Annotated in this window: 17 protein-coding genes; 8 read left to right on the plus strand and 9 right to left on the minus strand. The window is 39.2% G+C overall.

The features are described 5' to 3' along the window. The first annotated feature begins 163 nt into the window (after positions 1-163). Positions 164-700 (plus strand): hypothetical protein, encoded by a 537-nt coding sequence (locus H3299_RS07155; protein ID WP_182417018.1) that lies wholly within the window; start codon positions 164-166, stop codon positions 698-700. Between the two features lie 111 nt (positions 701-811). Here the strand turns inward: H3299_RS07155 and cysN are convergent, their stop codons facing one another. The 4 genes from cysN to H3299_RS07175 form a co-directional block, all read right to left on the minus strand. Further along, complete coding sequence (gene cysN, locus H3299_RS07160) at positions 812-2,458, minus strand: sulfate adenylyltransferase subunit CysN (protein ID WP_182417019.1); 1,647 nt, start codon at positions 2,456-2,458, stop codon at positions 812-814. Continuing rightward, the gene (gene cysD / locus H3299_RS07165; protein ID WP_182417020.1) at positions 2,458-3,405 is read right to left on the minus strand and encodes a sulfate adenylyltransferase subunit CysD; all 948 of its coding nucleotides are present in this window, start codon (positions 3,403-3,405) and stop codon (positions 2,458-2,460) included. The genes cysN and cysD overlap by 1 nt, the downstream gene beginning before the upstream one ends. A gap of 2 nt (positions 3,406-3,407) precedes the next feature. Beyond that, positions 3,408-4,181: a phosphoadenylyl-sulfate reductase gene (locus tag H3299_RS07170; RefSeq protein WP_182417021.1), complete on the minus strand. Its 774-nt coding sequence runs from the start codon at positions 4,179-4,181 to the stop codon at positions 3,408-3,410. Positions 4,182-4,537: 356 nt separating this feature from the next. Next, the gene (locus H3299_RS07175) at positions 4,538-5,140 is read right to left on the minus strand and encodes a hypothetical protein (RefSeq protein WP_182417022.1); all 603 of its coding nucleotides are present in this window, start codon (positions 5,138-5,140) and stop codon (positions 4,538-4,540) included. Positions 5,141-5,501: 361 nt separating this feature from the next. Between H3299_RS07175 and hfq the strand changes: the two genes are divergently transcribed. Next, positions 5,502-5,738, plus strand: a complete 237-nt coding sequence (gene hfq, locus H3299_RS07180) for an RNA chaperone Hfq (protein ID WP_182417023.1) — start codon at positions 5,502-5,504, stop codon at positions 5,736-5,738. Positions 5,739-5,970: 232 nt separating this feature from the next. Next, the gene (gene lexA / locus H3299_RS07185; RefSeq protein WP_182417024.1) at positions 5,971-6,705 is read left to right on the plus strand and encodes a transcriptional repressor LexA; all 735 of its coding nucleotides are present in this window, start codon (positions 5,971-5,973) and stop codon (positions 6,703-6,705) included. Positions 6,706-7,116: 411 nt separating this feature from the next. Here lexA and H3299_RS07190 read toward each other — a convergent pair whose 3' ends face one another. The 3 genes from H3299_RS07190 to cbiE form a co-directional block, all read right to left on the minus strand. Next, positions 7,117-8,523, minus strand: coding sequence for a DUF3999 domain-containing protein (locus tag H3299_RS07190; protein ID WP_182417025.1), 1,407 nt, complete (start codon positions 8,521-8,523; stop codon positions 7,117-7,119). After that, positions 8,520-11,987, minus strand: a complete 3,468-nt coding sequence (locus H3299_RS07195; RefSeq protein WP_182417026.1) for a DUF2339 domain-containing protein — start codon at positions 11,985-11,987, stop codon at positions 8,520-8,522. Before H3299_RS07195 ends, H3299_RS07190 begins: the two co-directional genes overlap by 4 nt. A gap of 218 nt (positions 11,988-12,205) precedes the next feature. Next, positions 12,206-13,468: a precorrin-6y C5,15-methyltransferase (decarboxylating) subunit CbiE gene (cbiE, locus tag H3299_RS07200; RefSeq protein ID WP_182417027.1), complete on the minus strand. Its 1,263-nt coding sequence runs from the start codon at positions 13,466-13,468 to the stop codon at positions 12,206-12,208. 67 nt (positions 13,469-13,535) lie between these two features. On the opposite strand from cbiE, the gene cobG reads away from it, so the two are divergent. From cobG to cobJ, 4 genes are all read left to right on the plus strand, one after another. Then, on the plus strand, positions 13,536-14,867 hold the full coding sequence (gene cobG / locus H3299_RS07205; protein ID WP_182417028.1) for a precorrin-3B synthase: 1,332 nt from the start codon (positions 13,536-13,538) through the stop codon (positions 14,865-14,867). 231 nt (positions 14,868-15,098) lie between these two features. Further along, a complete protein-coding gene (locus H3299_RS07210) occupies positions 15,099-15,725 on the plus strand; it encodes a precorrin-8X methylmutase (protein ID WP_182417029.1) in 627 nt (208 codons plus the stop codon). 9 nt (positions 15,726-15,734) lie between these two features. After that, positions 15,735-16,490, plus strand: a complete 756-nt coding sequence (locus H3299_RS07215; RefSeq protein WP_182419701.1) for a precorrin-2 C(20)-methyltransferase — start codon at positions 15,735-15,737, stop codon at positions 16,488-16,490. Further along, positions 16,487-17,875: a precorrin-3B C(17)-methyltransferase gene (gene cobJ / locus H3299_RS07220; protein WP_182417030.1), complete on the plus strand. Its 1,389-nt coding sequence runs from the start codon at positions 16,487-16,489 to the stop codon at positions 17,873-17,875. The genes H3299_RS07215 and cobJ overlap by 4 nt, the downstream gene beginning before the upstream one ends. Before the next feature lie 400 nt (positions 17,876-18,275). Here cobJ and dksA read toward each other — a convergent pair whose 3' ends face one another. Beyond that, entirely contained in the window at positions 18,276-18,692 is a 417-nt protein-coding gene (dksA, locus tag H3299_RS07225) for an RNA polymerase-binding protein DksA (protein WP_182417031.1), read from the minus strand. 569 nt (positions 18,693-19,261) lie between these two features. Between dksA and H3299_RS07230 the strand changes: the two genes are divergently transcribed. Further along, on the plus strand, positions 19,262-19,753 hold the full coding sequence (locus H3299_RS07230) for a histidine phosphatase family protein (RefSeq protein WP_182417032.1): 492 nt from the start codon (positions 19,262-19,264) through the stop codon (positions 19,751-19,753). 50 nt (positions 19,754-19,803) lie between these two features. Here the strand turns inward: H3299_RS07230 and mazG are convergent, their stop codons facing one another. Continuing rightward, positions 19,804-20,664, minus strand: coding sequence for a nucleoside triphosphate pyrophosphohydrolase (gene mazG, locus H3299_RS07235; protein ID WP_182417033.1), 861 nt, complete (start codon positions 20,662-20,664; stop codon positions 19,804-19,806). Between the last annotated feature and the right edge of the window lie 58 nt (positions 20,665-20,722).

The raw sequence follows: 20,722 nt of genomic DNA on the forward strand, positions 1-20,722 counted from the left end.
TTTACAGTATTACTTTAGAGCCGCTATCTATGAAAAATTTGGGCATGGCGGCAATTTATTAGGATATTTAAAAGCAATGATAAAACTGCTACTATTTTAAATAACCTATACAGAGTGAAGGTTAAACATCCTTTGAATATCAAAATGGATCAAGGAAATTTTAATGACGAAGATTTTATTTGATATAAAACCATTGGAACCAATAACAACACAGGACAAGGTCATATTTTCTAACCAATATATTAATCAAGAATTATATGAAACAGAAGGTGAGGAAGTCGCAGCAATTTATGACATATGCCGATATTTAGAACGTCAAAAAAAGTGCTTATTTTACTCGCCTTTTGAAAACGATGAATTCTATTATCCAGGGACAGCTTTAGACTTTTTTGTTCTTGATAGTTATGATGAAATTAATAAGATTATTTCAAAAGAAAACTTTTCTTACAATTTAGAATTAGGTGAAACGGATGAAAATTGTCGTTTTAATTTTAGCTATAATGGCGATAAAGTAACTGTATTGAAAACGGAATTATTTGAGCCTGATAAATTTTTATATTCTGTTGATTACACCTATGAAGAATTTTATCATATGATGAAAAAAATTTATAATTATTTATATGGTGTTGCAGAGGTTTTATTGCCTACAATCTATTTTGATATGGTTGTAAATGCCAATTTTTTAAGAAAATTACCATAAAATTGTTTTTAATATCGCTTATTCAAGCATTTATTGTTTTATCGCAAAGCATTTGAAACACAAAAGGGGGCATTACGCCCCCGTTTCATTAATTATTAAAATCATATCAATTTAAATGCCAGCGCCTTCTTCAAAGTCATTTTGCCCTGTTTTAGTATGGTCATCAATAACCAGTCGTAAAAATGGGCGAAATAGAAAATCAACGGCAAAGATTGCGCAAGCAGCCAATGCTGGTGCACCAAAAGCCAAAGGAATAGCTGCGAGCACCAGCGAAGCAATTGCACGCAGCAAAATAATTGCAGGAGCTTTACTGAGCGGCGCATTTAACCAAATTTGTGCCAAATGATATAAGGTAGGTGTATTTGTCGCCTTTTCAGCTTCATCATTTAAAAACTTATAATCAAAGCAATTGCGCACAACGCCAAGGGCGACGGTTTCATTGCTTATCGCATCTATCAAAATGAACGATCCAAGCCCCCTATTATCATTATAAGGCGTTGCCACCACTGGCTTTTCAACCGTGATATAAATATGGCCAATTTCGTTCATTTGCAGCGATTGGCTAGGGCTACCCTTATAGCTGTGAATATCAAATTTTTGCTCAATTGTGTCCGTGGTTGCTGGTGTTACATTGCTAGCGAGTTTTAAAATCAACCGCCGACCATTTTCCAATGGTGTTTCACTCATCCATAGGATTTCACCCTTAAGCGTTTTAGACGGGCGAATAGGATCATCTTGGCGTACCAAAACATCACCGCGCGAACTATCAATCTCATCTTCAAGCGTAACAGTTATTGCGTCGCCATTTATGGCTTGGGTTACATAGCCTGATGGGGTAATGATTTCCTTAACGCGGCTTGTACGGCCACTTGGCAAGGACTTTACCTTATCACCGACATTTAAAACACCGCTGCTTAATGTGCCGCAAAACCCACGAAAATCATGATTGGGACGATTAACCCATTGAATAGGCAAACGCGGCGGCTCATCAAAATTAATATTTGATGTCGATGGCGTGATATCTTCCAAATAATCAAGCAGCGTTGGCCCTTGATACCAGCTAAGCTTATCATCCTTTTTGGTGACATTAACGCCAAGTTTGGCACTCAATGGAATGAAGATAATATCTTGAAAATTCAAACTTGGCAGCAATGCCCGATAATCTTTTTCAATGCGTTGAAATGTTTCTTCATCATAATCAACAAGGTCCATTTTATTAACCGCAACAATAACCGAGCGGATGCCAACCATTGAGGTTATAAAGGAATGGCGTTTGGTTTGTGGCAATATGCCTTTTCGTGCATCCACCAAAATAATGGCAAGATCGGCACTTGATGCCCCCGTTGCCATGTTACGGGTATATTCTTCATGGCCGGGTGCATCAGCAATGATGAAGGAACGCTTTGGCGTTGAAAAGTAACGATAAGCCACATCAATAGTAATGCCCTGCTCGCGCTCGGCAGCAAGACCATCAACCAAAAGTGCAAAATCTAATACATCGTCCTTATTGCCAAATTTGCGCGAATCTTGCTCCAATGTTTCAAGCTGGTCATCAAAAATAGCGCCAATGTCGTGTAAAATCCGCCCAATCAAGGTGGACTTCCCATCATCGACCGAACCACAGGTAATAAAGCGCAATAGCGAGCGTTGTTGCGGCATTTGCTCTGGCAAAGAAACATCAAGCGATGAGTTTAAAACCTCATCAGATGGTGAAACTTCATCAGAAGGTGAATGATCTATTTTCAAAGCAGCCGACATCAAAAATACCCCTCTTGCTTTTTTTGTTCCATGGAAGCATTGCCATCCTTATCAATCGCGCGGCCTTGCCGTTCTGATGTGCGAGATAGGCGCATTTCTTCGCGAATATCATCTAGATTTGCAGCAGTGGATTGTATTGCACCCGTTAATGGATAGCAGCCAAGGGTGCGAAAGCGCACCGATAATTGCTCAATCTTTTCACCATCACGTAAAACCATGCGATCATCATCACGCATGATAAGCATGCCATCACGCTGCACAATAGGACGAGGTTTGGCAAAATAAAGCGGCACAACTGGTATATTTTCCAAAGCAATATAATCCCAAATATCTTTTTCAGTCCAATTCGATAGCGGAAACACCCGAAAACTTTCTCCACTATTTTTGCGCGTATTAAATAATGACCAAGGCTCTGGCCGTTGTTTTTTAGGATCCCAGCGGTGTTCGCTTGAGCGCAGCGAGAAAACCCGTTCCTTTGCCCTGCTCTTTTCCTCATCTCGCCTTGCACCACCAAAGGCGGCATCAAATTTATATTTGTCCAATGCTTGCTTTAAGCCTGCTGTTTTCATTACATCGGTATGGATGCGTGAACCTGAATCAAAAGGATTAATTCCTGCCTTGATGCCTTCTTCATTTTTGTGAACGATAAGATTTAAACCAAGACGCTTTACCGTTTCATCGCGAAACTCGATCATCTCGCGAAATTTCCACCCTGTATCCACATGCAGCAATGGAAATGGCGGAATACCAGGGTAAAAGGCTTTCATCGCAAGATGAAGCATAACCGCAGAGTCCTTACCAATAGAATAGAGCATTACCGGATTATCAGCTGTTGCCGCAACTTCACGGATGATATAAATGGCTTCCGATTCAAGGCGTTGCAAATGACTTTGAGAAGCATGGTTTTTATTTGGGGTTTGCGGCTTGCCGCTTTGTTCTAAATACATTGTCAAACTTTCTCAAAAGCTGCTTGGGCTTGATTGGTCTTTTTTGCGGACAAGGAATGGCTATTTTGCACATGTAAGCCACATTCGCGGGCAGTTTCAGTTTCCCACCACCAACGGCCGGCACGCTCCTCCTCTCCAGCGCGTATGGCGCGGGTACATGGCGCGCAGCCAATAGATAAAAAGCCTTCCTTGTGTAGGCTATTAATCGGAATGTCATTTTGCTGGGCAATCAACATAAGATCGTTGCGGCTCATGTCATAAAGCGGATTTGCTTTAATAAGATTGTAACCACCATCAAAGGATACAAATGCCAAATCATGACGTGCAGCAGATTGGTCACCACGCAAACCGGTCACCCAAAGCTGTTGCCCCATTAATGCGCGGCCTAAAGGTTCGATTTTTCGGGTAAAGCAGCACTGTTTGCGCATATCAGGTGAAAAATAAAAACCATTAATGCCCTGATCATCAATCAATGCTTCTAGCCCCTCAGTTTGGGGGTACTTTGCTTTAATTCTAATGCCGTATTTTTCTTCTGTTTCCTGCCAAAGACCATAGGTTTGGGGAAACAAGCGCCCCGTATCCAAGGTAACAATTTTTATAGCAAGGCGGTTTTGTGCAATAAAATGAGTAAGAACTTGATCCTCAAGGCCAAAACTGGTGGTAAAAACACAGCCCTTAGGAAAAGATTTAGTTACGGCTTCAAGGCGTTCAAGCACGGTTAAACGCGCGAATTTGCCATTAAGTTCACCTGCAATATTGGTTAAATATTCCGTCATGTCCAACCCCGCAATCAAAATAGCAAAATGCACTTTTTCGCCGATTACAGGAATTTAAACTTATTCTAGTTATTTTGCGCCGATAGGGTTTTTAAAAAATGCCGTACAACTGAAACAAATTTTTACATTCGTTGCATTTAAGATAAATTTTATCTGCATGCAACGATGGCCCCAAATTTTGGCTCATTTTGCGGAAAAGCATGGCTAGCGATTAAGGCAATTACAGGCTTTATGCCCATTATTCAGCAATAATAAAAGGCTGGAAATAGACTATTAGAATTGGCAAAACCATTTCCAATTATTGTCTATTTCCAACCTTAATTAACTTTTAAGCTGACTTTAGTTCATCACCACCCTTAATAGAGTGATGGCCGATCATAATAGCCGCTATCATCATCACGGTAAACTGGCCGTTGGTTTTGGGGCCTTGGCCGTGGTGGGTTATAATTTGGGCGGTTATATTGCGGCCGCGCATTTGGATTATAAACTGGCCTATCGTAATCCTGACCATGTGGTCCTTGATAATTTGGTCTTGTGTCTAAGGGATAACCATGGCTATCTTGCGGTGGCATCGGACGCGGTGGATGCGGTCTATCATATTGTGGCGGCATTGGACGCTGCGGATAAGAATTATCATATTGAGGACGATCATATTGTGGAGGCATAGGGCGTGGTGGATGCGGCCTATCGTATTGCGGTTCAGATGGCCCTGGCACAACAATCGGCCGGTCATTTTGCGGCGGCATAGGGCGCTGTGGACGGTTGCCACCTGGTGGTGGTGCAGGCTGCACAGGGCGCACTGGATATTGATTTTGTGCAGGTGGTGTTGGTGCTACTGGTGGCAATGGAGCAACAGCTGTTGGTGGATCGGTATAAATTGTCATTTTGGCATAACTAACCGATGGCATTATTATTGCCGTTCCAAGCAATGTCAAAAAAAGTGCCGAAATCTTATTCATAAAAGTAACCTCATATCATTGCTTAAAAGATAGCCCATTAATCTGAACTGTTGCTGAACAGCTCACCTCTGCAATATTTACATAGTAATCAACAAAGCGCAAAACTAAGGCGAGCATAGGCCCTATCAATTCAACAATTATTAATGACCGTTTAAACCGATTGAACATAAAATAACACTAAACGACCCAATGCTAATTTTGCCGAAGCGTTAGCGGCGAAAATCCTACAATTATATGCCCAAAAACAAAATATTCGGTAATATATTGTAATAATTTTGAATTTAACTTGACAGCCCTTGCTGTTGGCATGCTATGAAATAAAAATAATTAGTTATGCGGTTCGCAATAAAAGGTAAAAACAATGGCAGAACGGGCGCAACATCTTCAAGATTTATTTTTGAATGCCGTAAGAAAGCAAAAAATTTCATTGACAATTTTCTTGGTAAATGGCGTCAAGCTTACCGGTATTGTCACTTCCTTTGATAATTTCTGCGTATTATTGCGCAGAGATGGTCATTCGCAATTGGTTTATAAGCATGCTATTTCAACAATCATGCCAAGCCAACCAGTGCAAATGTTTGAAAATGAAGAAGATTAATTCTTCGACATGCAATATTTTTTGATAAAATGCCGGCTATACAGCCGGCATTTTTGTTTAAAAGCATTAAATCTAATAAGCCAATAAAAACAGTACTTAACCAGATTATAAAATTGTAATGCCACACAAAAATTCCAATTTAATTTAAATTATTTGCCCTATTGCAGAACAATAGTGGAACATATATGTTATGTTCACTATTTGTGCCAATGATTCGACTTATGGGGCTATTATGTTAACGCGCAAACAACGTGAATTGTTGATGTTTATCCATGAAAAACTGGAAGAAACAGGAATACCACCATCATTTGATGAAATGAAAGATGCACTTGAGCTAGCATCTAAGTCAGGTATTCATCGACTTATCACCGCTTTGGAGGAGCGTGGTTTTATCCGCCGCCTACCAAACCGCGCCCGCGCAATGGAAATTATTAAACTTCCTGACATGCCCCACCGCCCCTCCTATAATTATGGAAGCATGGCGGAAGATAGTAATATGGCTTCGCCCAGTTCGCTTGCAAAATCTAAATTTCCTGTTGTAGGTAATGAAACAATTGCGGCTAATCGCCCTGTCGCTGCCAATAGCAATGTTGACATCCCAGTTATGGGACGAATTGCAGCCGGTGTACCCATATCGGCAATTCAGCACCAAACAAGCAGCATTACTATGCCAATTGATATGATTGGCAAGGGGGAACATTATGCTCTTGAGGTTAAGGGCGATTCGATGATTGAAGCTGGTATTCATGATGGCGATACGGTGATTATCCGTAAGGCTGACGTGGCACTAACGGGCGAAATTGTGGTTGCCTTGGTTGATGATGAAGAAGCAACCTTAAAGCGCTATAAGCCTAAGGGTAGCTTTGTTGAACTTGAAGCCGCGAACCCCGCTTATGAAAATCGTATTTTTCCTGCTAATAGGGTCAATATTCAAGGAAAGCTCGTGGGGCTATTTCGCAGTTACTAAAGCGAACGCCTTCATTTTTCTTTTTAAATAGGTAAAAATTCTAATAATGCACCAATTTTTGTCGACAGGAAAACAATTCGATAAAAACAACCCAAGATGCAATACTCAAAGTGCTAATGAGTTTGTTAACTTTTAATGCCCTGCAAATAAACTTTGTAATGGGTTAACTAGATTAGTTAAGGATTTGGCATTGGGGACTAAAGATAGGGATTGGTACCAAATGGGTAAGTCCATTGCTTAAAAATCGTCTCAAATAATTAGAAAAAGATGGAATTATTTAGGTGTTTCTCTGCGCCTCTCCTTCTTGTTTTCATGATATTTAAATACCATTTTTTCAAAATTAATAGACCTTGTTCCAATCAAGGCCCACCATCTATTGTTTATTCTGGCACCTATTGTTTATTCTGGCACCTATTGTTTATTTTGTTCTGATTGCCGCAATAGATGAAATGCGATTAGCACCAAAAATCCAACACCTAAAATTAGAACAGCCCACAATACAAATTGCCGCCAGTTAAATTGATCCACCTTTTCTATTTCCGGCACTTTAGAAATTTTTTTTAATGGTTCGGCTAAAACTGCGCGGCTAATTCGCGGATCATCAATATCGACAGCACCCGGAACCAAATCAGCAAATGCAAGCTCCATTGACTTTTGCTGACTTTTCCCAATTTGTATGGCATAGGGCGATTTGCCGCGTGCTAAAAAAACAAGATTGTTAGGCGCAAGCGCAATTTCCATCGGTAAAGCATCTAAGTCGAGTCCTCCACCGCGCTTATCTATTTCAATTCTTATCGCTGTAAAGTCACCATCTGGCAATTCTACACTATCAAGGCGCGTTAGCTCGCCATTTTTTCCCTGCAATTGATAAAACATGCCTTGGCGTAGGGGAATCCAATTACCACGGCTGTTGGATTTGGAGCCGTATAGCCAGAAGGGTGCCAAACTATAACCATCAGGCAAATTAACTTTTATAACTTCTAATTTATGAGGTGCGGCAAAACTTAACTCATAAATTTCATGATTGGGGTCATCGATTAAAATTCTTTTAGCTTCTAGCGTATTACTCCAAATTAGATTAGGTTTTAAGCTTGTTTCGGTAACAACCATCTTGCTTATTATCGCTTGCGTTATAAAAGGTGCTTTTGCGCGATCCACCCACATTAGTCGTAAAAAACGACCTTGAGTTTTTTTAATGGCAATACTTGTTTTCGTAATCTCACTATTATTATTCGATAAGCGGTAAAGTTGGCCATTTTCAATCAAACGCCAATGCACCAAATCGTCACTCACCTCTAAACGATAGGAAAAAAAACCATCCTGACTTGGTGTCCACACTATGTCTATTTGGTCAATACCATAAGTCACCTTCTTCAAGTCAATAATATAGCCAAGTAAGGCATCCTTACTACTAGCACTCGCATCATCATTATTAATTGAAATTGAGGTGCCAGCGCGTGTATTATTAACCGTAATACTTGATTGGTAACCATTTAGGGGATCGCTCCCGCGCAATGGATATAGTTCAGCCTGTACGGTTTCATGGTAAACAGCGCTAAGCTCGGTAATTTTAACGTTAGAACTAATAAGAAATGCATAAGGCTGCGCCTTACCATCTTGATCTAAAATGCGAATATCAGATAGCCCCTCGCTGCCTGCTTGCAATTGCAGCATTGCATCAAGCTCTAACTCATACCAAGGGCCGTTACCTTCAAGCACCAATGGAGCTTGCTGCTCTATTGCCTCAGAGGCCCAAACTACCAATGGCGCTTGAATGGACAATATAAGGACAATAAAAAAATTTAAAAAGCGTTTCATAATGGCTGTTCCTCATTATGCTTAACGTCATCAGCTTGTTGAGTTTTTTCTTTTGGTGGTAATGGCGCAAAATAACCAATAATTAACAACAAAAGTCCAACACTGGTAAAGGAAATAATTCGCTCCATAGTGCCACTTCCACCAAGATCAATGGCAAATAGCTTAAACACAACCACGCCAATCAAACTTGTGCCACAAATCCATAAAATACGAAGCTTTTTGCGATTTCCGACTAACATAGCTGACAGAGCAACAACTGTCCACACAATTGCCAAAGTTGTTTGGGCGGTCGTTGATGCAAAGAGTGCTGCGGCGCGCCAATCAACGCCAAAGAAATGGTGAACTGAGCGTAAAATTGTTGCAGTCAAAATAGCAAAGCTTGTGAAACCGAAGGCTACGAGAATTGAATACGGAGGTAAGTTTTTCTTTACTAAAGGCTCGTTATTGCTCCATATAAATAAAGCAAAAAGCGTAATGAAGAGCCCAAGCTCAAGTGGATTAATTAATGGAATATAAGGAAGCGGCGTAGCGCTACCATCATTGATAACATTTGCAAACCAAATCCAACCGAACGCAATAACAGCTACTGGCCAAGCTGCAAAGAAACGATAGGCTGTCGGGTCGGTTTTCAACGGCCATCTTGGTTTGTTTGCTGCAACCATTAGGAGATAGATAACTGGCCCTACTATCCATCCTAGCCAACGCCAAGCATTAAAATTACCCGACACATCCATGAGCATTGCACTGCAAGTTGCTGATACCAAACCTACGGTCAACCAAGCGCCGGTAACATGCACAATACGTGTTAGCATTTGGTTGATTAAAGGCAACAAAGCAAACAAAATAGCACAATGCAATAAAATGCTAGCAGGCCAAAGTAACCATCCCCAATTTACCCACGGCTGATAAAGCGATAAAAAAATCACCTTGGAAATATCAGGTGTACCAACAATCAAAGAAATATTGGTTCCAAAAGCACAGATAAACAAACAAAATGCATAGGGTGCCCAACATAGACTTACATTGGCTAATAGACGCCATTGGTAATAACGCGCAAGCAAGCTCCACACGGAAAAACTCGCAATGGAAACAGCTAAGATACCGTGAATTTTGGTTAATCCTACCGCACTATAATTGATCGTTGCAAAAACCGCAAAAGCCCATACAAAGACCATATAGCCGACAAAAATTCCTTCCAAAATCTTATCCGTCAAGTCGTCATTTTTACCCAGATATTGGATACTTAAAGCCGAGAATAATAGTGATAATGATAAGATAAATACCGGAATAAAATCCGCACTGAATAATTCGTAAATATATTGGTCAGAAACGCCCACCAGATAAATATATCCAGTATAGAAAAAGATAATTGTCGCCGTAATTTTAATAACAATATCTGAAAGCTTTAAACCGCCCACAAACATAATAGCCGACAATATTGCGGTCAAAATTGTTGCGCCATAATACGAAAAGAAAACAGATGGCGCCAAACCAATTGAAATGGTTGATAAGCAGCCCAAAATTGCTGGAATATTATGTTCCCATGCCATCATACGTGATTTATTTGCACGCGATGCATGCCACCAAGTAAAGACCAAAGATAAAGCAATAAGCACTATACCTAGCTTTGATGCAACAATAACTGTTTGCTGTCCACCTTCCCTAATAGTTACAAACCAACTTACAACAGATCCAGCTAAAACAATCAAAGAAAAACAACGCGATGAAAAATGATTTTGTCGCAACGAAAGCCAATAGATTGCCGCCGCCTCGACTGCCCATATTGACGTTGTCCATTCAGCATCAAAAGCCAGAGGAACGGCTAAAGAGGCGAAGACTAAGCCCAACACCAAACAGGTCTCGAACAATAATTGCAAAGCATTTTGGCCGCGTTTTAGTGTGCCAAATGCCAATGCAATGTAAAAACCGCCAAGAATAAAAGCCGAATAAGCTGGCCCCATCTCTATGTGCTGCACCAATGCATATTGCAAACCAAAGCCAATAATGGGAACGCCAAAGAAAAGTGTTCCATCAACATAATAAGTTTGCAGTGCAGCACTGCGCAGCGATCTTTCATTGCCGCTTTCGTCATGACTGTTTTCCAACAGCTGACGCCTAGCAAATAGCAATGCGATGGCAACAAAAAGCAAAAAGAAAAAAATCAAAAATAGTTGGGTGCTGACATAAAAGGAAGATTGATATGAGCTGGAGGCCCAAGCCATACCTATCGAAAACGTACCAAAAAATCCAACAATGTTAAGAATTCGCCAAGATTTAAACCAAGCGATAATTAAAATGGCCATATCTAAAATAGCAAAATAGGTAAATAATCCAATATGACTACCACCCCCTGTCGATGCTAATATTGGCGCTGCAAAACCGCCTATTGTTGCCGCAAGCATCAAACTGATTGAGTTTTGCAAAAGTGCTAAAACAATTGCAGCGGCAGCAACCACAACCAAAATAACAAATCCCATAAAAGGAGGAATAAGTGGATGAAGCTTAATTGCTGCAAAAATAGTAAGATAAAAAACACCTATACCTAAACCTTGCAAAATAAGGGCAGTTGGTGGGTTTTTCTTACGCACCTTCCATCCAACTGCGGTAAGAGCAAATGCCGCAAAAGCTACGGATGCATAGCGTAATTCAATTGGAAAATAAGTATGTTGTGCGACATAGCGTAATAAAAACGCAAGTCCAAGGAAAAGAATAATAGCACCAACTTTTAAAATTGGATTGCCGCGTAAAAACCAGCTCGATACCTTATCTACAATTCTCATAAAAGGAAGCTCTTCAGCCCCTTGCTGATTACTATTGCTTGACTGTACCGCCTTTTCTTTTTCGTTTAGATCAAGTGTAATATCAGCATTGCTATTTGCTAGCGACAGCTTATCGGCATTTTCTTGAGCAGCGTCATGCTGCAATGATTGCTTAACTGTATTTACAAAAATGGGTTCTGCATCAGGAACATTCTCTTTTAAAACAGGCTCACTAAGGGCTTGCTCGAATACTATCGCAGTTGAAAGATCATTACTTGACGTTTCAACCCGCTTTTTTCCATCATTATGAATTTTTTCAGCACTGTTTCTAACACCATCTAATGAGGCACGCGTTTCATTCATCACTTTTTCTAAAGCAACAGCCTGTTCCGCGTCAGTTCGAACATCCTCATTTACATGCATAGGCTGGAAGTTTTCCAGTGCTTTTTCAGCTACGACATCAGTTTGATTTAAAACTTCACTGGATGGAGCTATTTCAAGTTCTGCAATTTTAGCTTCAAGCTCAAGGATTTTAATATCTTGGCTATCAATTTTTTTGCGCAAGGACAAAAATTTATTGGCTATATCTGAAGATGCTATTTGTGCAGTAATGCATAAAGCAATAATTGCGCCAAACAATGCACCCCACCCCTGAAAAAAAGCTGCACCTATAAAGCTACCTAATAATAAACCGATAATGTGCATACAAATCCCCTGCCACACGCCATCAAACAGCTAAAATAGTTCAAATATAACTTAAGTAAAATTTATAATATTAAAAAAAACCACTAAAGCAAATAGAATAACTTAGTGATGCTTGCCATTTTAATAAAAGTCAAGTTACATTAAATTACTATTGATATTTGAAAGCCAAGCAATATCGCTTTATAAGGTTTTTACTAGAGATGGCTTATCTTAACGATCTATTTTTTTTGCAAGGACATCATAGTAATTGGAAATGCTTGACGCCATACAAGATAATTACCAAGTTCTTGCGCAGTGCTTAATGCGATTTTAGTCAGATCACCACCAAATTGGCGACTAAGCTCCAACATCAAAGCCTCACTCTCTAAAGTAACAGCATTAACCACAAGGCGACCGCCCAATTTTAGCTTCTGCCAACATTGCTCAAAAACACCATCATTACTGAAACCGCCACCGATAAAAATTACATCTGGCTCTTCTAATTGCTTAAGCACATCACTAGCATTGGCTTCTATAACTGTTAGCTGCGATGAGACACCTAGGTTTTTAGCATTTTGACGGATATTTTGTACACGTTGTATATTTTTTTCAATAGCAATTGCTCGACATTTATAACCAAGGCGCAACCATTCTATTGAAATAGAGCCACTGCCAGAACCTATATCCCATAATAATTGATGGGAGGTTGGCGCAAGATGCGCCATTGTAATTGCCCGCACATCTTGCTTCGTTATTTGCCCATCATGCCTAAAAGCATCGTCTGGGAGAGTAGCAAAATTAGGTATTTGCTGCATATAATCATCAATCAAACAATTAACCGCAATTATATTTAATTTTGCAAAACATTGACCTATAAAATCTTTAGCAAGAAAAAAATGGATTGCTTCTTGTTTACCTTCTAAATGCTCTAAAACAAATATCTGGCTTCTGCCTAAACCTCGCTTGCATAATGCTTTTGCAATTAACCCCGCACTAGAACCATCATTGGCAAGAATCAGCATTTTTTTCTCATGAGCAATGGAGCGTATAAAGCAATCCATCGATCGGCCATGAATTGAAAGGCAATCAACATCTTGTAACGCCCAACCAAGACGCGCTGCGGCTAACGAAAAAGATGATGGATGCGATAGGACAGATAATTCAGCGAGATCAAAATAGCGGCTAAAAGTTGCCCCTGCACCATAATGCATAGGGTCGCCACTGGTCAAAACGACCACATCCTCGCCACGTAACTGCTTCAGTTCATCAATGGCATTTAAAAATGGTTGTGGCCAAATATGGGATGTGCCGTTTATAATATTTTCGAGTAAAGCAAGATGTCGCATACCGCCAAAAACATGTTTTGCATTGCGAATAACAAGGCAAGCGGCTTCGCTTAGGCCTTCAACACCATTTTCACCCACACCAATAATTTTAAGCCACGCTTTTGGCTGATTTAGCTCATTTTCAAGCCGTGGCAATGTTGCATCTTGATTTGTCATGAATAAGCAATAAAATCAGTTTCGATCGAGCGCAAGATAAAACGCAGCTCAAAAAAAAGAAAATGACATGACTAAAATTAAATCAACTAACCACCTCGTTGAAGATAGACGTTGGGCTTGTCCTGGACTATTCCGCATGCCATTATCAGCCGATGGGGGAATTTGTAGAATTAAACTGGATCAAGGTCATGTCAGTGCAACCCAACTAAGGGCGCTTGCAAGGTTAGTTAAGAAATATGGCGATGGACTTTTAGAAGTAACAACAAGAGCCAATGTCCAAATCCGAGGTGTTTTTCCAGAAAATTCTAGCATTCTTTCACAGCATTTGATTGCAGCAGGTTTTGGCCCCAAAGTTGAAAATGGCGATGATGTTCGCAATATCATGATTAATCCAACAGCAGGCTTTGATAAATACGCTTTACGTGACATTGTTCCTTTTGCTAAGCAATTGTCCTTATATGTGCAAAAGAACTATCAAAGCCTTTCGCCTAAATTCTCATTTTTAATTGATGGTGGCGAGGGCTGTTGCGTCCTCGATCATAAAAGCGATATCTGGCTATCGCTATGCGATGGTGGCGACAATTTTGCTTTTGGTCTAGCTTCTTGTCCAACGACAAAATTATCTAAAATTGGAGCTATAGGCAAAGTCGCTTTTGAACATGGTCACCAACTTATTTATGCCTTAATCGATTTATTAATCGATAGGCGAAAGCAAGCGCCGCACCTGCAACGCATGAAACATTTAGTTGAAGAATGTACTATAGCTCAAATTATTGATGAATTAAAAAAACAAAATCTTGATATACTTCCTGCTTTTGATTTTTTTAGAGATGAGTTAACCAGCCATTATCTTGGTATTCATGAAGCAAAACAAGAAAAACAATATTATATAGGTGCAAAGCCCCCCTTAGCTAGAATGACGCCTTTAATGCTAAATTCATTAGCAACCACCATCGACCAATATACAACGCACCAAGGGCTTATTTTCACCCCTTGGCAAAGTATTATATTTCCAAATTGTAGCTATCAACAAGCAAAAGAGATACGCCACATATTGAAAACACAGGACTTTATAGTCTGCAAGGATGATGTTCGAGGTAAAATTATAGCCTGCGCAGGCGCGCCTAAATGTGTAAGAGCCCAATCCAACACATTGTCGGATGCAAAAAAACTACCAGATTTATTGCAAGATAAAAATACAAACCGCATTCATATTACTGGTTGCCCTAAATCATGCGCAGCCACCAAAACATATCCAACAACTTTACTTGCTAAAGATAACGGCATTTATGATATTTATAGCACCAAAGAAGATTCACTTGACAGTGGATTTGGTACTTTGATTGGAGAAAATCTAAATATCAAACAGATAGCAAAACTCATTTCTTCAAAAGATTAGGCATTAAGTCAATCTATGATAAGGCTAGCTGAGCTATTTGTCTTACAACTTATCCGCATAAATTACATTTATAATTATTATTAAATGATATTTTATTTCGCATTTGTCGCTAAAAAGGGTATGAGAAGGATTCTGTATGGGGCCTGTCAATTTTAATTATCAAGCCGAAATATTTGAAAATGCGCCTGTTTTGGTTTTAATGAAAGCCCTATTTAATTTAAAAGGAAAGCAATGTACGACTATATTAAAAACGGCCAGAATATTTATGACCGCTCCTTTGCGATTATTAGGCAAGAGGCAGACCTCTCAGCCATTGATAACGACATGGAAAAAATTGCGGTTAGAATTATCCATGCCTGCGGTATGATTGATATAGTTGACAATCTTTGCTTTTCAAAAAACGCTGGGACAATTGGCAGAACCGCAATAAAAAATGGTGCAAAAATTTTATGTGATGCCCGCATGGTCTCAGATGGGGTTACCCGTAAACGTCTAGCCCAAAATAATGCAGTATTATGTACTTTAAACGATGAAAGAGTACCAGAACTTGCCAAACAACTTGGCAATACACGTTCTGCCGCTGCACTTGAATTATGGCGGGATGATCTTGAAGGGAGCATTGTTGCTATTGGCAATGCCCCAACAGCTTTATTTTATCTTTTAGAAATATTGGCGAATGGTGCACCGCGCCCCGCCCTTATTTTAGGCTTTCCAGTTGGATTTGTAGGGGCAGCAGAATCAAAGCAAGCATTAATCGAAAACGATCTTGACATCCCTTATATCGCCGTCACAGGACGGCGCGGCGGAAGTGCCATGGCAGCAGCCGCAGTAAATGCCCTTGCAAGTGAAATTGAATAAAGAGCAAACATAATGAAAAAAGGAAAGATTTACGGGGTTGGTGTTGGTCCAGGAGATCCAGAACTCATTACAATTAAGGGGTTAAGAGCGATTGAAGGCGCTGACATTATTGCCTTTCATCAAGCAATGGGCAAAAAGAGTAATGCACTTACAATCGCTGAATGTTGGATTAAAGAGAGCCAAACCCTATTACCCCTTACTTATCCTATTACGACACAAGCACCACCTCTAAACACTAGCTATGATGACATTTTGTCAAAATTTTACGGTGACATCACAACAGAGCTTGAAAGCCATCTTAGTCAAGGCAAAATAATAACTGTTTTAGCAGAGGGCGATCCCTTATTTTATAGCTCATTCATGTATATTCATGACCGTTTGGCAGATAAGTTTGAAACGACCATTATACCGGGCATTACATCTATTTCAGGTGCATCTGCGGCTCTCGCTACTCCCATATGTTATCGCAACGAAACTTTTACTGTGCTTTCTGCTGTTCTTGATGAAGAAAAGTTAGAAGAAAAGCTTAAAGAAAAAAGTGCATTTGCGATTATGAAGCTTGGACGAAATATTGATAAAATCATCAAAATTTTGAAACGACTAAACCTTTTTGATAAAGCTCTTTATATCGAACGCGCAACGATGAAAGACCAAAAAATACGACCACTAACGGAAGTCAATAGCAATTGCAGCCCATATTTTTCTCTTATTTTAATCCCTGGCGAGGCATATAGCTCAACACAATATAAGGGCAAAAATCTGTGAGAGATATTGCAATTATAATTCTATCTGATTCAGCATTTGCAATTGCTGAACAAATAAAATTTAAAATTCCAAATGCAACGATTTATGGCTTTGAAAAACGCGTCACTAACTGCGACCAAACTTTCACGTCTTTTAGCGATTTAGCAACAAGCTTATACAAGCAAAATATTGCAATCATAAGCTGTTGCGCGACAGGAATCATTATTCGGGCACTTGGCTCGCTTTTACAAGATAAATATCAAGAGCCTCCAGTCATTTGCATAAGCGAGGATGGCAAACTCATTGTACCTCTACTTGGTGCTGCCAATGGTGCCAACAGACTTGCAAATGATTTGGCTCAAATAACCGATGGATTAAGCGCAATCACTTCAAATGGCGAAAGACGATTAGGCATCAACCTTCTTGACCCACCCAATGATTTGCAGCTCATCAATCCTGAATATGCGAAATCATTTATTTCACAGATCATCAATGGGGAATCATTAAAGATTATAGGTAGCCATTCGTGGCTCAATCAAGCAACGCTGCCAATTAATGACACGTCATCTTTAACTATTGAAATAATTGATCAAGACCAACCTATAAAACCAAAAGAGCAAACCTTACTTTACCAAAAATCAGCACAGCTTAAAAAGGGTAAGATAACAATTATTGGACTGGGTCCGGGCGACAAGGCATATCGCACAATATCTGCACAAAAGGCACTTGCTGAAGCCGACGATATTTTAGGCTATGATTTTTATATTAAATTGGCGGCGCCTTTTCATGCCAAACAAACTATTCATGAAAGCGATAACCGTCAAGAATTAGATCGCGCCAAATACGCAATAGCCTTGGCAGCCAAAGGCAGAAATGCTGCAATTGTATCTTCCGGTGACCCAGGAGTTTTTGCAATGGCAGCGGCCGTCTTTGAGATTATTGATACAATGAATAATGAGATGCCCCATATTGAAGTTGTTGTCGAGCCTGGTATTACCTCTGCCTTTGCAGGGGCAGCATTAATGGGGGCGCCACTTGGACATGACTTTGCCATGATATCTTTAAGTGACAATTTGAAACCTTTTGATGTAATTGCCAAGCGCCTAAAACTTTGCGGTGAGGCAGATATGGCTTTAGCACTTTTTAATCCTGTTTCAAAAGCTCGCCCTGAGCAAATTATAAAGGCATTGGATATCGTAAAAGCTATCCGTCATAAAGATACGCCTGTGGGACTTGGTCATGATATTGCTAGACCAACACAGGACTTTAAAATTACGACCCTTGGTGAATTAAAGACTGATGATATTACCAGCCGAACCATTGTAATTATAGGCTCTTCTAAATCAAAAATAATTTCGGCAAATGGAAGAAAATGGTTTTATACACCAAGAACTTACCTGCAATAAAACAAGGAATTTAGGGGCAGATAATTTCTTTATATGAAATAGTATAACAAATTTTTTGTGAGAACCTTAAGTTTATATTTCTAAAAATATGCTAGAAACTAGGCATCCCCTTAAGACACTTTGCTAAACTATTGTAAAAAATTACAATAGCATCATATATGCACAGCATAGCCAAAGAGTATTAAAATATTTTATACTTCAAAAAATAATGGAAATATATTTGCAAATTAACTATACAAGTGTCTAAAATTAGACTCCTTTAACAACAAGCCTTGCGCTATGCTTACCTTGTCGATAATTGCCTTTTTACGAATAATTATAGTATAACATCTCAAAAACAACCGAACAGTATAAACGCCTGCGCGGTGGTTTTTGAGTTCATCTAGTAAATAAACTGCAGCTATTCGTCGCGATAAACTTTTTCACGACGTTCATGGCGCTCTTGGGCTTCAAGAGAAAGCGTCGCAATTGGTCTTGCATCTAAACGTTTAAGCCCAATTGGATCGCCAGTTTCCTCACAAAATCCATAAGTACCTTCATTAAGACGTTGCAGAGCTGCATCAATTTTTGAAATTAGCTTACGTTGACGATCTCTGGCTCTTAACTCGATAGACCTATCTGTTTCTGATGAAGCTCTATCAGCCATGTCAGGAAGGTTGGCGTTTTCTTGTTGAAGATTTTCTAGCGTTTCACGCGATTCCCTTAGAATATCATTTTTCCAAAAGATAAGCTTTGAGCGGAAATAAGCCTTTTGACGCTCATTCATAAATGGCTCGTCGTCACTTGGGTGATAGTCCAAATTAATTTGTTCGCTCATGTACGAAGCCTCCACAGCTTGGTTGAGAGCCCCTATATATTGTGGTCTTTTAAAATATACAACACAAAAATTTGAAAAACACACAATTAAATATTAAAAATCAAATCGATTAGCGCCATACAGCAATTAAAAAATTTTTAAAAAACACATATTTATTTCATATATATGACAAACTAGTTATATTTTGAATTAATCAACTATTTTTATAATTATTTTGTATAAATATTACTATATTAGCACTTTAAAATATTAAATTTTTTCTAAATAAAACCATTGCAAGAAAAATAATTTACTTGCAAATTTGCCGACATCTCAAATATAAATTTAATTTTTAGCGCAATATTAAATGCTGTTTTTTTGATTCTCCTTTAAAAGGATTAGGTATAGCTTCACTTATAAGTCCAACATGCTAGTTCTAAAACTCAATTTTTTTTGACGAACAAACTGCAAAAAATATATTTTATTATTTTCCTAGGGTAAGAGATTAATTTTTGTAAAATACTTTCTCTTTCAAGCTATTATTGTAATATGTGCACCAATCAATTCAATTTGTATTCATAGGCTTTAAAATGAACCATTTGAAAAGACTCTTTCTTTTACGTCATGCGGAAGCATTACCAGCACAAATGGGGCAGTCTGATTTTGATCGCCGCCTTAGTGCTAATGGAAAAGCAGATGCTATAAAAATTGGCAATATTATCCTGCAAAACTATTCCTTGCCTGAAAAAATATTATTGTCGCCATCTATACGAACAACTGAAACTACAAAAGCTTTAAACCTATTTGATAAAACCAACTTGATATCGCTTGATGCTATTTATGACGGGGGACCTAAGGAATATCTCGATATTTTAAAGCAGAATAGTCAGTTTGCCAGTCTTTTATTGGTTGGGCACAATCCTTCAATTTTTGCACTGTTACAATATCTAGCCTCGCCAAAATCGGCAATCCAAATACCGCAAAACTATCCAACCGCTGGGCTTGCAATCATTGACTTCTTAGGGCCTGATGTTCATTTAAATCATCATCAAGGGGAATTGGTCGCTTTCCATCATCCTTAAGTGTATATAAATTTGTTTTACGTTTCCCCGTTATCAACAAAAATCAAAAACTAAAATTCTTTAGCCTCGCACCAATAAGCCTCCATTTTTTCCAAGGGGCAATCACTTAACTCTTCCCCCAACTGGGTTAAGCGTTGTTCAACATACTGAAATCTTTGTCTAAATTTTGCATTAGTTCGAGCAAGCGCTTTTTCAGGATCAACATCAAGTTTGCGGGCAAGATTAATAAGCGTAAAATAGATATCGCCTAACTCAGTCTCTACTTCCTCTTTATTTTTTGTCTTTATCGCATCAATAATTTCAGTAGTTTCTTCTTTAAGCTTATCAATCACCTCGTCTGCCTTCGGCCAATCAAAACCCACACTTGCTGCTTTATCCTGCAATTTCATCGCCTCAATAGGTGCAGGAAACACGGTTGCAACATCAGCCAAAATTGAAGCTTTTTCAACGGTTTCAAAATTACTAGTCTGACCAGCAGCGAGTCTTCTTTCATGGCGCAACTCTTTTTCTTGCTGTTTGATACGCTGCCACTGCCCTTTTTGCATACCTTGGGCGCGTTCTTTTTCACTGCCAAAGACATGTGGATGGCGACGAATCATTTTTGCGGTGATAGCTTCAACAATATCACCAAAAGAAAAGAGATTTTTTTCACTACATATTTGTGCGTAATACACGACCTGTAGCAATAAATCGCCAAGCTCGTCACAAAGATCAAGCGGGTCGTTGCGTCTGATTGCATCCACCACTTCATAAACTTCTTCAATAGTATAAGGAATAATGGTTTCACAATTTTGCTCAATATCCCAAGGGCAGCCAATTATTGGGTCGCGCAACACCATCATTATATCAATAAGGTCATTTATATCGCGTGAAACTTTTACTTTGTTAATATCGACTTTAACGCTACTCATTGAATAGGACTTTCTTTATCTTACAATCGTCGAGTTCAATTATATAGCTAAGTAAACA

The organism is Bartonella sp. HY038 (assembly GCF_014117425.1).
GTDB lineage: Bacteria > Pseudomonadota > Alphaproteobacteria > Rhizobiales > Rhizobiaceae > HY038.

What these genes read in the sequence shown, in the direction of transcription:
- H3299_RS07155 (WP_182417018.1), top strand. Translation starts at nt 164, where the DNA reads ATGACGAAGATTTTATTTGATATAAAACCATTGGAACCAATAACAACA.
- cysN (WP_182417019.1), bottom strand. Translation starts at nt 2,458, where the DNA reads ATGTCGGCTGCTTTGAAAATAGATCATTCACCTTCTGATGAAGTTTCA.
- cysD (WP_182417020.1), bottom strand. Translation starts at nt 3,405, where the DNA reads ATGTATTTAGAACAAAGCGGCAAGCCGCAAACCCCAAATAAAAACCAT.
- H3299_RS07170 (WP_182417021.1), bottom strand. Translation starts at nt 4,181, where the DNA reads ATGACGGAATATTTAACCAATATTGCAGGTGAACTTAATGGCAAATTC.
- H3299_RS07175 (WP_182417022.1), bottom strand. Translation starts at nt 5,140, where the DNA reads ATGAATAAGATTTCGGCACTTTTTTTGACATTGCTTGGAACGGCAATA.
- hfq (WP_182417023.1), top strand. Translation starts at nt 5,502, where the DNA reads ATGGCAGAACGGGCGCAACATCTTCAAGATTTATTTTTGAATGCCGTA.
- lexA (WP_182417024.1), top strand. Translation starts at nt 5,971, where the DNA reads ATGTTAACGCGCAAACAACGTGAATTGTTGATGTTTATCCATGAAAAA.
- H3299_RS07190 (WP_182417025.1), bottom strand. Translation starts at nt 8,523, where the DNA reads ATGAAACGCTTTTTAAATTTTTTTATTGTCCTTATATTGTCCATTCAA.
- H3299_RS07195 (WP_182417026.1), bottom strand. Translation starts at nt 11,987, where the DNA reads ATGCACATTATCGGTTTATTATTAGGTAGCTTTATAGGTGCAGCTTTT.
- cbiE (WP_182417027.1), bottom strand. Translation starts at nt 13,468, where the DNA reads ATGACAAATCAAGATGCAACATTGCCACGGCTTGAAAATGAGCTAAAT.
- cobG (WP_182417028.1), top strand. Translation starts at nt 13,536, where the DNA reads ATGACTAAAATTAAATCAACTAACCACCTCGTTGAAGATAGACGTTGG.
- H3299_RS07210 (WP_182417029.1), top strand. Translation starts at nt 15,099, where the DNA reads ATGTACGACTATATTAAAAACGGCCAGAATATTTATGACCGCTCCTTT.
- dksA (WP_182417031.1), bottom strand. Translation starts at nt 18,692, where the DNA reads ATGAGCGAACAAATTAATTTGGACTATCACCCAAGTGACGACGAGCCA.
- H3299_RS07230 (WP_182417032.1), top strand. Translation starts at nt 19,262, where the DNA reads ATGAACCATTTGAAAAGACTCTTTCTTTTACGTCATGCGGAAGCATTA.
- mazG (WP_182417033.1), bottom strand. Translation starts at nt 20,664, where the DNA reads ATGAGTAGCGTTAAAGTCGATATTAACAAAGTAAAAGTTTCACGCGAT.